The sequence below is a fragment of the Rhodococcus sp. Ni2 genome (assembly GCF_021352185.1).
GTDB classification, from domain to species: Bacteria; Actinomycetota; Actinomycetes; order Mycobacteriales; family Mycobacteriaceae; genus Rhodococcus_F; species Rhodococcus_F qingshengii.
In genome coordinates, this window is the sequence record NZ_WOXZ01000001.1 from 2,668,957 (window position 1) to 2,683,360 (window position 14,404).

Annotated in this window: 6 protein-coding genes; all 6 read left to right on the forward strand. The window is 62.1% G+C overall.

The window, feature by feature from the left end:
- Positions 1–37: 37 nt before the first annotated feature.
- The 6 genes from GN300_RS12995 to GN300_RS13020 all read left to right on the forward strand — a co-directional run bounded on the left by GN300_RS12995 (position 38) and on the right by GN300_RS13020 (position 14,403).
- On the forward strand, positions 38–6,148 hold the full coding sequence (locus GN300_RS12995) for a type I polyketide synthase (protein ID WP_063315212.1): 6,111 nt from the start codon (positions 38–40) through the stop codon (positions 6,146–6,148).
- Complete coding sequence (locus GN300_RS13000) at positions 6,145–7,701, forward strand: hypothetical protein (RefSeq protein ID WP_063315211.1); 1,557 nt, start codon at positions 6,145–6,147, stop codon at positions 7,699–7,701. The genes GN300_RS12995 and GN300_RS13000 overlap by 4 nt, the downstream gene beginning before the upstream one ends.
- An 88-nt stretch (positions 7,702–7,789) precedes the next feature.
- On the forward strand, positions 7,790–9,601 hold the full coding sequence (locus GN300_RS13005; RefSeq protein WP_063315210.1) for a multicopper oxidase family protein: 1,812 nt from the start codon (positions 7,790–7,792) through the stop codon (positions 9,599–9,601).
- Between the two features lie 222 nt (positions 9,602–9,823).
- The gene (locus tag GN300_RS13010; RefSeq protein ID WP_007731553.1) at positions 9,824–11,038 is read left to right on the forward strand and encodes an acetyl-CoA C-acetyltransferase; all 1,215 of its coding nucleotides are present in this window, start codon (positions 9,824–9,826) and stop codon (positions 11,036–11,038) included.
- Between the two features lie 45 nt (positions 11,039–11,083).
- On the forward strand, positions 11,084–13,225 hold the full coding sequence (locus tag GN300_RS13015) for a 3-hydroxyacyl-CoA dehydrogenase NAD-binding domain-containing protein (protein WP_003943799.1): 2,142 nt from the start codon (positions 11,084–11,086) through the stop codon (positions 13,223–13,225).
- A 140-nt stretch (positions 13,226–13,365) separates the two neighbouring features.
- Positions 13,366–14,403, forward strand: coding sequence for a type IV toxin-antitoxin system AbiEi family antitoxin domain-containing protein (locus GN300_RS13020; protein WP_063315209.1), 1,038 nt, complete (start codon positions 13,366–13,368; stop codon positions 14,401–14,403).
- Position 14,404 lies beyond the last annotated feature (1 nt).

A 14,404-nucleotide genomic window follows, 5' to 3' on the forward strand; every position in this document is an offset into this window, starting at 1 on the left:
GTCTCCCGTGGATGCGCGCGAAAATAGGAAGTGTAAGATGACTGAAGATTCAACTAATCCTGCGATTGCGATAGTCGGGATGAGCATGTGGTCCCCCGGTGCACATGATCTGCAAGGATTTTGGGAGAACGTCCTCGCGCGTCGGATGCAATTCCGAAAGTTTCCGGAGTCACGGATGTCCCTCGACGACTACTGGAGCGCGAGCCCTGACGACGTCGACAAGACATACGCCGATCGCGGCGCGTTCATGGATGGTTTCGAATTCGACTGGGTCGGTCGCCGGATACCGGAGCGGACCTTCAAGTCGACAGATCTCACACACTGGTTGGCTCTGGAAACAGCACTCGGGGCTTTGACCGACGCGGGCTACAGCCGAGGATCGGTACCCACTGGACGCAGCGCCGCAATCGTCGGCAACTCCCTCACCGGAGAAGAATCCCGGATGTGGTCGATGCGTTTGCGTTGGCCTTACGTCAAGCGCGCACTCGCTGTGGCAGCCGAAGCGCGCCAGTTGGACAGTTCCGTCGCCGATGCTCTCGCCGAGACGATGGAAGAGGTCTACAAGGGCCCATTGGTGGAGCCGAGTGAAGACACTCTCGCCGGCATGTTGTCGAATACGATTGCCGGCCGGATCTGCAATTATCTCGACTTCAACGGCGGCGGGTACGTCGTGGACGGTGCGTGCGCGTCCGGAATGCTCGCGGTGGCGACTGCAGCCGAAAAGCTGGCGTCCGGCGCGGCCGACTTCGTCTTGGCAGGGGGAGTCGACGTCAGCTTGGATCCTTTGGAACTGGTGGGATTCGCCCGTTTGGGTGCACTGACCCGTGGCGACATGAACGTGTACGACGCAAGCCGAAGCGGATTCATCCCGGGTGAAGGTTGCGGATTCGTGGCCTTGAAACGACTCGAGGACGCCAGGGCGGACGGCGACTACGTGTACGCGACGATTCGCGGCTGGGGTATCTCCACCGATGGCAAGGGGGGAATCACCAAGCCCCGCGCCGAAACTCAGGCCGAGATGATCCGTCGCGCATACTCGCGAGCGGGATTCGCGGCCAGCGAGGTTGCCTTTGTCGAAGGACACGGAACTGGTACTCCCGTCGGAGACCCCGTCGAACTGGCCGGCGTCCAGCAGGCCGCTCAGACGGACGGGCCGGTCGAGGCTCGTAGCATCGGCATGACGTCACTGAAGTCGTTGATCGGGCATACGAAGGCGGCGTCGGGCATCCTTGCGCTGATCAAGGCGACCATGGCCGTCAATCAACGAATCCTTCCGCCGCTCGCCGGTTGCACCGACCCGAACCCGGCGTTCGGAACCGAAGCGCCGGCACTCTTTCCGCTCGTCAACGGTGAGATCAGAGATCCGTCCGAGAAGATGCGTGCCGGTGCGCAAGCCATGGGTTTCGGCGGTATCAACTGCCACGTCGCGATCGAATCGGCTGATGCACCATCCAGCAAGCTGACACCCTCGCAAGACGTCCGCACGATGATGGCGTCGTATCAGGACACCGAGGTTTTCGTACTTTCTGCAGATTCCGCGGTGGACTTGGCGACCCGAGCGCGGGATGTTGCAGATCTGGCGGTTCCGTTGAGTGTTGCCGAGCTGCTGGACTTTTCGGCGAAACTCTCTCGAGTGATCTCGCCGACCGCGCCCTTCCGTGCCGCAGTGGTGGCCGGACGTCCCGCGCAGTTGGCCGAACGCATGCGTCAGCTTGCCGTGATCTGCGAGAACTCCGCTCCTGCATCCGGTCAGGTGAAGGTCGTGAGCAACGAGATCTCGATCTCGAACGCCGTCCACCACGACATCGGATTCCTGTTCCCGGGACAGGGATCCCAACAACTAGAGATGGCGCGCGTGCTGATCGAGCGCTTCGAGTGGGCACGCGAACTGGCGACCGAGGCGGACGGCTGGTTGGAGGGAGTTGGAGCGGAGGCGATCACGCCTCGAATTCTGCGGAACCCGGTCAAGAGCGCTGACGCTGCGGAATTGGCGAAGTGGAAGCGGGATCTCGCCCAGACGCAGTTCACCCAGCCTGCCGTCGCTTTGGCTTCGCTGCTCTGGTTCGAGTACCTCCGCCGATTGGGTGTCACACCCAGTGCTGTCGCCGGCCACAGTCTCGGCGAGTTGACCGCGCTCTACGCGGCAGGAGCTTACGACCAGAAGACGCTGATCACCTTGGCTGCGGCGAAGGGTGCGGCCATGGCTGTCAGTGGTGGTGGAAACGGCGCGATGGCGAGCCTGACCTGCGACCGATCGACGGCTGAGGCGATCATCGCGGAAACAAAGGGTTACGCGACCGTCGCGAATCTGAATACGCCTACACAGACCGTGGTTTCGGGCACCAAAGACGCGGTCGACGATGTGGTTGCCATCGCGAAGACGCGCGGAGTGTCGGCTCAGGCGCTTGCCGTGTCGAATGCTTTCCACTCCGAGATGATGAACGAGGCCGAGCGGGAGCTGAAGTCCACTGCGCCCGTTGACGAGCAAGTCGATTCGCTGACTTGCCCCGTGTATTCCTGCGTCGAAGGGAAACGCGTACAGACGCCACTGGCACTTCGCGAATTGGTCACCAAACAGGTTGTCTCACCGGTCGACTGGGTCAAGACGGTAAGTGGAATCTCGCAGGACGTGGACCTGCTCGTCGAGGTCGGACCCGGCCGTGTGCTGACCGGGCTCACCAAGGCGATCAATGGGACCGACGGCGTGCGCTGCTTCCCCGTTGCGTCCAAGTCCGGACGCGACGAGGACTTCAATGTCGCACTGGCCGCGATGTACGTCCACGGCGCTCAGGTCCGATGGAACGAACTTTTCGACGGCCGGTTCGTGCGCGAATTCGTTCCTGCCGATCAGAAGGTGTTCATCGAGAACCTGGCCGAGGCGAAGCTGACGGTTACCTCTGCTCCCGAACCGCTCGCACTTGGTACGTCCGGCGGGGATCCGGCTGCGGCGCTGGCCGATTACCTGAGCCGACGCGGGACCTTCCTCGTCGACGTGATTCGTGCTGATGTAGGCAGTGGAGCGACTTCTCCGTCTTCTCCATCTGCTCCGACTTCGCGGGCAGTCACCAACGGCCACGAATCCGTGGCAGCGAAAGCTCCTTCGCCGGTTTCGGCTCCGGTAGTCGTAGAGCCGGCTGACGCGGGCGCTGGGTCCGTGGAAAGTGAGCTGATCAGGATCCTCGCCGATACGACGGGATTCCCCGCCGAGTCGATCACGACGGATCTGCGTCTGCTCGATGATCTGAATCTCGACTCGATCAGTGCGGCAGAGGCTATTTCGAAGGTTGCGCATCAGTTCGAGGTTGTCGACCTCGACCCTGCCGAGTTGGCCAATGCCACGATCGGAGAAGCAGCATCGCTGATCCTTGCGGCATCACCGAATCCCGGTTCTGCCGTTCCAGCAGCGAGTTCGGTGCAGTCGGACGTGTCGCGAATACTGCTCGAGGTAATCGCGGAGGACACCGGATTTCCGGTGGAGTCTCTCGATGTGGATCTCCACCTGCTCGACGACCTGAACATGGACTCGATCAAGGCTGCCGATGCGATAGCAACTGTGGCAACGCGATTGGGTGTTCAGGGTGATCTGGATCCGGCCGAACTCGTCAACGTCAGCCTGGGTGAACTCATCGAAGTGCTCGATCGATCCGCGAAAGAGAAGTCGGGGCAGCAGCAGCCGGTTGCGCGGGCGCTGCCGGTGAAGGCAAAGGGTCTATCAGCCGACAGCTTCACCTGGGTTCGCGATTACACCCTGGAAAAAGTTCGGAGCGAGACAGCGTTGCACGGAGTCCGAGACCTCACGGACACGACGTTTGTCGTCATCGGTGACGACGCCGGTTTGGTCGGAAGGTTGGAATCCGAACTGCGAGGGCGTGGTGCTCAGGTCGACATTCGCACATTCTCCGACGGCGCTCCTGCGAATGCACAGCACGTGGTTGCCGTAATGCCGCGTGTGACCGATGATTCCGTCACCGAAATCGGCTTGCGCCGTGGGATCGAACACATGCACAAGATGGTTCCGGCGCAGCAAAGTGGAGGCGCACGAACCACATTGGCAGTGATTCAGTTCACCGATGTCGAGTTGGGCAATCCGGAGCCGGTACCGAGTGCGGCGGCTTTTGCCGCTTCGGTGCATCACGAGCGCCCCGAACTGGATGTCCGCGTCATAGGATTCGACGGCTCGACTGCGGACGCGGTGGTGGCAACCACCGTCGTCTCCGAGTTGGATTCGGTTGCATCCTATGTGTTCGCGACTTACGACACCGAGATGGGACGCACGGCACTGCAACCGCGGGTTCTCGCCTCGAGCGACTACACCGTCCGCGAGAGCGGGTTGGGGAGTTCGGATGTAGTGGTCGTGACCGGTGGCGCGAAAGGCATCATGGCGCAATGCGCTCTGGCTCTCGGCCGAAAGACAGGCGCCGAACTAGTGCTGATCGGAAGCTCTCAGCGACAAGCGGGTGACGAAATCGCTTCCACTCTTGCGGACTTCACGTCTGCTGGTTTGAGCGCTCACTACTATCGCTGCAACGTCACGGATGCTGCGGCGGTGGCCGGCGTCGTCGCCCAGATCGAGGTCGAGGTTGGGCCGATCACCGGGTTTGTCCACGGTGCGGGGGCGAATGTTCCGCGGCGGTTCGAGAGAGTCGACAGCGCTGCGGCTTTCAAGGAGGTTGCACCTAAGGTCCTGGGCGCAGCCAACTTCGTCGAAGCGCTCGCTGATCGCGACTTGAAGCTGTTCGTGGGCTTCTCCTCCATCATCGGATTCACAGGTATGCCCGGAAACAGCTGGTATGCATACGGAAACGAGCTTCTCGACGAAATGGTGATGCGATATGCCGCCGGGCACCCGAAGACTCGGACGTTCTCGCTCGCGTACAGCGTGTGGGGAGAGACCGGAATGGGCGCCCGCATGGGCAGTGTCAACCACCTCGCGAAGATGGGTGTCATGCCGATTTCGACGGCTGCGGGAGTGGATCATTTCCTTCGCCTGGTCGACAGCGGACCCGAGACAAGTCGTATCGTCGTGACCAGTCGACTCGGCGGTCTCGACACCTGGGCACCGGCAGCACCGGCTCTGCCGGCGGTGTCGCGCTACATCGACCAAGTGGTGACCTTCGAGCCGCAGGTAGAACTGGTTACCCGGACGACGTTGTCCACCTCGGCAGATCCTTTTGTCCTCGACCATGTCTGGAAGGGATCGGCGCTGCTTCCGACGGTGTTCGGGCTCGAGGCGATGTCGCAGGCGGCGGCCTATGTCACCGGACGCGTGACTCTGGGCCGCGTCCGCATCGACGACATCAAACTGGATCGACCGATCGTCGTCGACACCGTCGAGGGCACCAGAGTCGAGATCAAGGCAAGCGTCGTGGAGCAGGATCGTGATGCCGCAGGAACGCGGGTGCATGTCACGATCGGCACCGAACGGACCGGGTACGGGCGGCCCCATTTCTCGGCCGACTTCATCTTCGGACTGGACGAAACACTGCCGGAGTTCGAGAAGGAGTTGCCGCGACCGGTGCTCGACATCGATCCGTTGGACGATCTCTACTCGTGGTTGCTGTTCCAGGAGGGCGATTTCCGCCGACTCGAAGAGATCTCGAGCCTCGATTCCGAGCACATCCTCTTCAGCGCTATTTCGCGAGCCGACCGTAAGCAGCACCTCCTCGGTGATCCCTACTTCCTCGATTCCCTGCTCCAATCGGGCCAGATCATGGTTCCGCGGGAGATCTGTCTTCCGGTCAACATTGCGCGAATCGACATGTACGACGGACGATTCGAGGCTCGTTCGTTCACCGCGTACGCCTACGACAAGGTGCAGACCGAGACCCACATGCAAGCCGACGTGGCGGTGGTGAAGGACGGACGAGTGGTGATGCAGCTCGAGGGATATCGCTCCCAGATTCTCTCCCACGACGAAAGCCGTCCTACGGCTGAGGAAATCGCGGATCCGACTGCGCGCGACGCACAGATCATTCTCGACAAGCTCGCGCAACACAGCCGGGCGTTGGGAGTGAAGAGCCCGCGGGTTGTGGTCGCGCATACCCCGGGGATTCACGAGTTGACCAAGTCGGAACGCCACGAGCAGGAGAAACCGATCGCCGAGGCGGCCGTGAACATTCATCTCGATGAGGATGTGGTGATCAAATGAGTAATGCCTTTGCCATCGAATGGCAGGAAACCGGAAAGCCCGTCGTCGTCGGTGATATTCCACCCTCTGTGGATGTCTCGCTCTCGCACGACGGCAGTAAGTCACTCAGTTCGGCCGGCGACTGGCCTCAGGGATGTGACATCGAACCGGTTCGCGCCCGAACAGTCATGCAGTGGAAGGCGCTTCTGGGTTCGGCGCGGATTCCGCTGCTGGACGAGTTGATCGCGGGCGGCGAATCACTCGATCGTGCGGGAACCAGGCTGTGGGCGGCGGCCGAGGCGATCCGAAAGGCCACGGGGCAGAGGTCGGTTTCTCTGGCGATGGGCGCCAGGGAGGACGACGCAGTGACCTTCCGCGGCGGCGCAGACGGAAGCGTGGTGGTTCTGACTTTTCCAGCTCTGTTGACGGACAACGAGGAGCGGATTCTCGCGTTTGTGACTCATGAGGAGGATGCGGAAGAACCGGCGCAGGACCCGGCACCGCAGTTCGACTCCGGACCGTTGTCAGCGAAGTCTCTCGCGCAGTTCGATCCGATGGCCTACGGCTCCGACGTGCATGTGGTGGCCCGGAGCGGCTATCCGGCGGTGTCGATCCGGTTCCCCGTCGGGTTCCGGGACGCGTGCAACGTCGGTGGATCAGTGGGGTTCGCGAGCTTCGCGCTGTGGTTGGGCGCTTTGCGAGAGAGGGGAACCGGACCGATCTCGAAGCAGATCGTGGAGGACATGGCGACGGGTCGTTGGGGCATGGTGACCAACAACTCCGAGGTGTTCATCGATGCGAACCTGTACACCGACGACATTGTCGAGGGGACGATCTGGATCACCGAGCTCACCGGTCCGGATCGGGCAACCACCAATCTGCATGTCGAATGGTGCCGGGTCGACGGCGAGACGCGCACTCACATCGGGTGGAGTGCGATGCAGACGACGTGGGTGGAAATCCTCTCCCACGGTGTGGTGGCGGCACGGCCGATGCCGCAGTACTTCCACGATTTCATCGAGCCGATGACGATTCCGACGGGGACGAAGAACATCGCTGTTCCCACCGAACCGAAGAACGTCGATCGTGGTTCCGTGATCCGCTCGGCTCCGATGGTGCCGCGCAATCCGTACCTGCTCGAATCCGAGGTGTTCTCGACGACGATGCAGGACGGAAACGTCGTGGGCAACATCTACTTCGGCAACTATTACATCTGGCAGTCGAGGGTTCGGGACAAGTTCCTGGTCCGTTCTCAGCGTGAGGCCATGGCGGCCAGAGGCGCCCTCGGGGAACTTCGTTGTGTGCACACCAGGGTTGAGCATCTGCGCGAGGTCATGCCGTTCGACGACGTCCTGGTCACGATGTCCCTGTCTGCCCTCTACGAGAGGGGGATCGACCTCGAGTTCGAGTACTTCAAGGTCAATGAGGACGGATCACGGGAGAAGCTCGCGATCGCTCGGCACAGAACTGTCTGGACGATGCCGGGCGCTCCGGGAGAACTGGAAATCTCTCCGCCGTCGAAACTTCCACAGTCGCTGATCGATTCGGTGCTGGAGGCGATCGACGGAAAGTAGGCGGGGGATTTTCCGAGATCGAAGTGGAGAGACGGGTTGCGTTTTCCTTGCGGGAGAACGCAACCCGTTTCGATGGGGAGGGGAATGTATGGGTATCGGGGTTTCCAGAAGATCGGTTCTGAAAGGGTCGGTAGTCGGCACAGCGGCTGTTGCTTTGGGTGCAAAGGCAGGTGCTGCTCCGGCGGGGAGTGTGGATATCGAGTCTCCGTTGATTTTTCATTCGCCGGAGTTCGAGCCGTTCTGTGACGAACTACCGTCGTTGTCAACGCTTTCCGGAAACGAGATCACACTGACAGCGCAAGTGGGGCAACATGCCTTTCATCGGGATTTTCCCTCGTCCCCAGCACTGTCGTACCGCAGCGGAGAGATCGGTGGCGGTTATCTGGGCCCTACCGTCGAGGCGCATTCCGGCGAGCCGATCATGTTGACGTTCGAGAACGATCTGACCGGACATCCGTTGGCAGCGGACATGGATATGACGCTGCACGGAATGCAGGCAGACTTTCGCGCTAACCCGCCGACGTCGTTGCACTTGCACGGGGGAGTCACTTCACCTGAGAGCGACGGCCATCCGGAGCTGCTGGTGATGCCGGGACAGGCTGCGATGCATCACTTTTTGCACGGTCAGGAAGCCGCCCACCTCTGGTATCACGATCATGCGATGGGCATCACCCGGCTCAACGTCTACGCCGGTCTGATCGGCAACTATCTGATCAGGGATGAATTCGACACCGGCGAACTGGGAAATCCGTTGGGGTTGCCGGCCGAGGAATTCGAGATCCCGTTGATCCTGCAGGAGAAGATCTTCACGCCGACAGGCGCCCAGAACGGCCGATCCACCATCTTGATCCCGGAAGGATCGTGGGAAGGCGGCGCGGTGGGCGACGTCGGCTTGGTCAACGGCAAGGTGTGGCCGGAACTGTCCGTGGCTCGGGGCCTTTACCGCTTCCGCATCGTCAATGCGTCGTCGGCAAGTGTGTGGAATCTTCACTTCTCGAACATGATGACGTTCTGGGTCATCGGCAACGACGCCGGAATGCTCGACGCACCCGTCGCGGTCAATGCCTTCCGCTGCGCACCGGGGGAGCGGTACGACCTCCTCGTCGATTTCACCGGACTGTCGGAGGGTTCGACGGTGGAGCTTCGCAACGACGAGGCGCCCCCGCTGCCCGCCGCTGTCATCGGTGAAGTGACTATGCCGCTGTTCTGCCGGTTCCGCGGTGACGCCAGGCGCGGATTCACCGGTGGTGTTCCGTCGCAACTGCGCGGTGGGCGCCAACAACGTGACGTTCTCGCCCCGTTGGAGCAGCCGACGGTAATTCGCACGGTGACGGTGAGCCAGCAACTGGAACTGCGGAATCCACCGGCTCAGATGACGTTGAACAACCTGACGTTCAGCACCACGGACGTCGAGAGGCCGCGGCAAGGCACCGTCGAGCAGTGGAACATCGTCAACACCACGCCGGACCCGCATCCGATACACCTGCACTTGGTGAATTTCCGGATTCTCGGCAGAACACCGATGCGGACGCTGGAGTACTTGATCCGCCATCCGCAGCCGGTGATCGGCAACAAGTGGACTCCGTCGCCCGACGGGTTCGAGGCGGGGCCGATGATCGCGCCGGCGCCGTGGGAAGCGGGGATGAAGGACACCGTCAGGGTGGACGGCGGCACCGTCACCCGGATCATCGTGCGATTCCCCACCGCGGATGAGCTGGGTTTCGATCCCGACGCGATGTTCGATCGTCTTCCGAGCGGTGTGATGACGGGTAGTGGGATGACGGGCGGCGGGCGCCACGATATGGCTGATTCTGGTCGACTCCAGGGATACGTGTGGCATTGCCATCTACTCGATCACGAAGATCACGACATGATGTTGCCGTATCGCATCGTGCCGTGAGTGCTTCCGGGGGCGCTCTCGAAATGAACCGAAGCGGGCAGGCGTTCGCGCACCTGATCACCTCGGTCACCTAGCAGGATCGCTTCGGTCCTTCCCATGAATTTGGAACACGTTCTACAGTGAAAGGGCTGAGGTCTGTACCTCGGCCATGCGCCACCACCGAAGGTGGCGCGGACGATCTGCAGACCGGTTCGACGAATTACACGGAAGGAACACCTCACAGTGACCACAGAGGCATTCATTTATGAAGCCATCCGTACCCCGCGAGGCCGCGGCAAGAAGACCGGGTCGTTGCACTCGGTCAAGCCGATCTCGCTGGTCACGGGTCTGATCCAGGAACTGCGCGTGCGCTTTCCCGACCTCGACGAGGACCGGATCTCCGACCTCATCCTGGGCGTCGTCACCCCCGTTGGCGATCAGGGAATGGACATCGCCCGCGTTGCAGTCAACGATGCGGGACTGCCCGACACCGTCGGTGGCGTTCAGCTCAACCGTTTCTGCGCTTCCGGCCTCGAGGCCGTGAACATGGCTGCTCAGAAGGTTCGGTCCGGCTGGGACGAACTGGTGATTGCCGGTGGCGTCGAGTCGATGTCCCGCGTTCCGATGGGATCCGACGGTGGACCGTGGGCACTCGACCCCGCCACCAACTACGACAACTACTTCGTGCCGCAGGGCGTCGGCGCAGACCTCATCGCCACCATCGAGGGCTTCTCGCGTGACGACGTCGACGCATACGCCGTGCGCTCGCAGGACCTCGCCGCCAAGGCGTGGACCGGCGGATACTTCGCCAAGTCGGTAGTGCCGGTCAAGGACATCAACGGCATCACCATCCTCGACAACGACGAGCACATGCGTCCGGGCACCACGGCAGAGAACCTCGCCGGCTTGGCTCCCGCGTTCGGTGTGATCGGTGAAATCGGCGGATTCGACGCCGTGTCGCTGCAGAAGTACCACTGGGTCGAGAAGATCAACCACGTTCACCACGGCGGCAACAGCTCGGGAATCGTCGACGGCGCTGCCCTCGTGCTCGTCGGTAGCGAGCAGGCCGGCAAGGACATGGGTCTGACGCCGCGCGCTCGCGTCGTCGCCACCGCCACCAGCGGCGCCGACTCCACCATCATGCTCACCGGCCCGACGCCGGCGTCGAAGAAGGTTCTGGCAGCTGCCGGCCTGACGGTCGACGACATCGACCTCTTCGAGATCAACGAGGCATTCGCTTCCGTCGTCCTGAAGTTCCAGAAGGACCTGAACATCCCGGACGAGAAGCTCAACGTCAACGGTGGCGCGATCGCCATGGGTCACCCACTCGGTGCAACCGGCGCGATGATCACCGGAACGATGGTCGACGAGCTCGAGCGTCGTGGCGGCAAGCGCGCCCTCATCACCCTGTGCATCGGCGGCGGTATGGGCGTTGCCACCATCATCGAGCGCGTCTGACGCGGCGTCCGTCCTTCCAACGAGGCTTACCAGGAGTCAAGCAAAGTGACTGATCAGAACATCATCAACTGGGACCAGGACGCCGACGGCATCGTCGTGCTCACCATCAACGATCCCAACCAGGGCGCAAACACCATGAACGACGCGTACATCGCGTCGATGAAGGCCACCGTCGACCGTCTGGTCGCCGAGAAGGACTCCATCACCGGTGCCGTCATCACTTCCGGCAAGAAGACCTTCTTCGCCGGTGGCGACCTCAAGAACATGATCAAGGTCGGCCCCGAGCAGGCCGAGGAGATCTACAACCACAGCGTCGAGATCAAGGCAGACCTGCGTCGTCTCGAAACTCTCGGCAAGCCGGTCGTCGCCGCCATCAACGGCGCGGCGCTCGGCGGCGGTCTCGAGATCGCTCTCGCGACCCACCACCGCATCGCGGCAGACGTCAAGGGCGTCAAGATCGGCCTGCCCGAGGTCACCCTCGGCCTGCTGCCCGGTGGCGGCGGCGTCGTGCGCACCGTGCGGATGCTCGGTCTGCAGAACGCGCTCATGGGCGTCCTGCTCCAGGGGCAGCAGCGTGGACCCGTTCAGGCCAAGGAAGTCGGCCTCATCGACGAGGTCGTCGGCTCGGTAGAGGAGCTGGTTCCGGCTGCGAAGGCATGGATCAAGGCCAACCCCGAAGGCGGCGTTCAGCCGTGGGATGTCAAGGGCTACAAGATCCCTGGCGGAACTCCGTCCACTCCGGCATTCGCTGCCAACCTTCCGGCGTTCCCCGCGAACCTGCGTAAGCAGCTCAAGGGTGCTCCGATGCCGGCTCCGCGCGCCATCATGGCCGCAGCCGTCGAGGGTTCGCAGGTCGACATCGACAACGCGCTGCTCATCGAGGCTCGCTACTTCACCTCGCTGGTGACCGGCCGCGTCGCGAAGAACATGATCCAGGCGTTCTTCTTCGACCTGCAGTCGATCAACGGCGGCGGTTCACGTCCGGCAGGCATCGAGAAGTCCACCATCAAGAAGGTCGGCGTCCTCGGCGCAGGCATGATGGGCGCGGGCATCGCGTACGTCTCCGCGAAGGCCGGCTTCGACGTCGTCCTCAAGGACGTCAGCATCGAGGCTGCCAACAAGGGCAAGGCGTACGCCGAAGGCATTGAGGCCAAGGCGCTCTCGCGCGGCAAGACCACGCAGGAGAAGTCCGACGCACTCCTCGCCAAGATCACCCCGACGGCTGACCCGGCAGACTTCGCCGGCGTCGACTTCGTCATCGAAGCAGTCTTCGAGAGCCAGGAACTCAAGCACAAGGTGTTCCAGGAGATCGAGGACATCGTCGATCCCAAGGCACTGCTGGGCTCGAACACCTCGACGCTGCCCATCACGGGTCTCGCCACCGGCGTGAAGCGTCAGGAAGACTTCATCGGCATCCACTTCTTCTCGCCCGTCGACAAGATGCCGCTGGTGGAGATCATCCGCGGTGAGAAGACCTCCGACGAGACTCTGGCTCGCGTGTTCGACTACGTCCAGGCGATCCGCAAGACGCCGATCGTGGTCAACGACTCGCGTGGCTTCTTCACCTCGCGTGTCATCGGAACCTTCATCAACGAGGCCATCGGCATGCTCGCCGAGGGCGTCGAGCCCGCCACCATCGAGCAGGCCGGTATGCAGGCCGGTTACCCGGCTGCGCCGCTTCAGCTTTCGGATGAGCTCAACCTCACCCTCATGCAGAAGATCCGCAAGGAATCTGCCGACGCCGCCAAGGCCGAGGGCAAGGAACTGCCGGCAGATCCGGCCGGCGAGGTCATCAACACCCTCGTCGAGAAGTTCGATCGTAAGGGCAAGCTCGGTGGAGCCGGCTTCTACGATTACGCCGAGGGCAAGCGCACCGGCCTGTGGTCCGGACTCCGCGAGAACTTCAACTCCGGAACCTCCGATGCTCCGATCCAGGACCTCATCGACCGCATGCTGTTCATCGAGGCGATCGAGACGCAGAAGTGCTTCGACGAGAACGTCCTGATCACCACGGCGGACGCCAACATCGGCTCCATCATGGGCATCGGATTCCCGGCCTGGACCGGTGGCGTTCACCAGTTCATCGTCGGTTACGAGGGCGGCACGGCTGGCTTCGTCGCTCGTGCAAAGGAACTCGCTGCGCAGTACGGCCCGCGGTTCACCCCGCCGGCTTCGCTAGGGGCATAGCCCCCGTGCGCCTTTTTGGTAGTTACGGCTACCAAAAAGGCGCACAGGGGTTCATCCCCAGCTGGTGAGTTATCCACAGACGAACTCCGACAGCGAATTTCACGTCAGTCCTGTCGGAGTTCGGCCTGACGCTTGGTGCCATGACTGCGTCTCATGGTGGAAGCGAGTTTCTCCGGATTCTCGATGCGCAATCCGGTCTGGTACGGCAACAGCAACTCTCGTCATTCGGATGCAACCGAGGGATGCTGCGGAACTTTCTGGACCGCGGCGAATGGCAGCGCGTTCTACAAGGCGTGTATGCAGTGACCGCTGGCCCGCTCACCAGAGAAATGATCTTGAACGCCGCTTGGCTTTATGGTGGCCCGCAAGCGATTCTGAGCCACGACACTGCAGCTGAGGAATGGGGAATGCGTCGCATCGACGCAGACAAGCCAGTCCATGTCACCGTGCCATACGGCAAGTCCGCTCGCTGTCAGTCCGCGACAATCCGCCGAGTTCCAGTGCGAACGTCGGGTGCACTTGTCAGAGTGGGTGGCGTGGTTCACCCTGGGGTAGTCGTCCACCGATCCCGAGCCCACCGATACATCGGCGTGCCGTCAGTCATACCTCGAACGTCGCGGGCGGATACCGCGATTGATCTTGCGACCGCCGAATCCACAGCGCGAAGCGCCTACGTTTCACTCATCACCACAGTCACAAATGCGCGAATTCCGTTGAACGATGTGCGTCGTCGGATTGACGAACGAACACCACATCGATTCAAGGGTGCGCTTTCCGATGCGGTACGACTCCTGGCAGACGGGGTGCAGTCAACGCTCGAATACCACTATGCGGTCGACGTGGAGCAGGCGCACGGGTTGCCGTCGGCCAGACGCCAGTCTCCGGTCCGCGTCGACGGCCGCACGTTGTACGAGGATTGCGACTACAGCGAAGTCAGTGTGCCGCTGATCGTGCGTCTCGACGGTCGGTGGGCGCATTCCATGGCAGAAGTGGCATTTCGTGATCGCCGCCGTGACAATGCGGCAGAGCTGGCAGGTCGTCCGCGGTTGGTCTACGGATTCGACGAGGTGATGAAGACCCCGTGCCAGGTTGCGCACGAGGTGGAGACGGTCTTGCGGCGGGGAGGTTGGGTGAGGACGCAGTCGGGTGCCTGCGGCACCTGTGCGCCTTTTTGGTAGT

Coding starts and splice junctions, on each gene's coding strand:
- GN300_RS12995 (WP_063315212.1), top strand. CDS start 38: ATGACTGAAGATTCAACTAATCCTGCGATTGCGATAGTCGGGATGAGC.
- GN300_RS13000 (WP_063315211.1), top strand. CDS start 6,145: ATGAGTAATGCCTTTGCCATCGAATGGCAGGAAACCGGAAAGCCCGTC.
- GN300_RS13005 (WP_063315210.1), top strand. CDS start 7,790: ATGGGTATCGGGGTTTCCAGAAGATCGGTTCTGAAAGGGTCGGTAGTC.
- GN300_RS13020 (WP_063315209.1), top strand. CDS start 13,366: ATGACTGCGTCTCATGGTGGAAGCGAGTTTCTCCGGATTCTCGATGCG.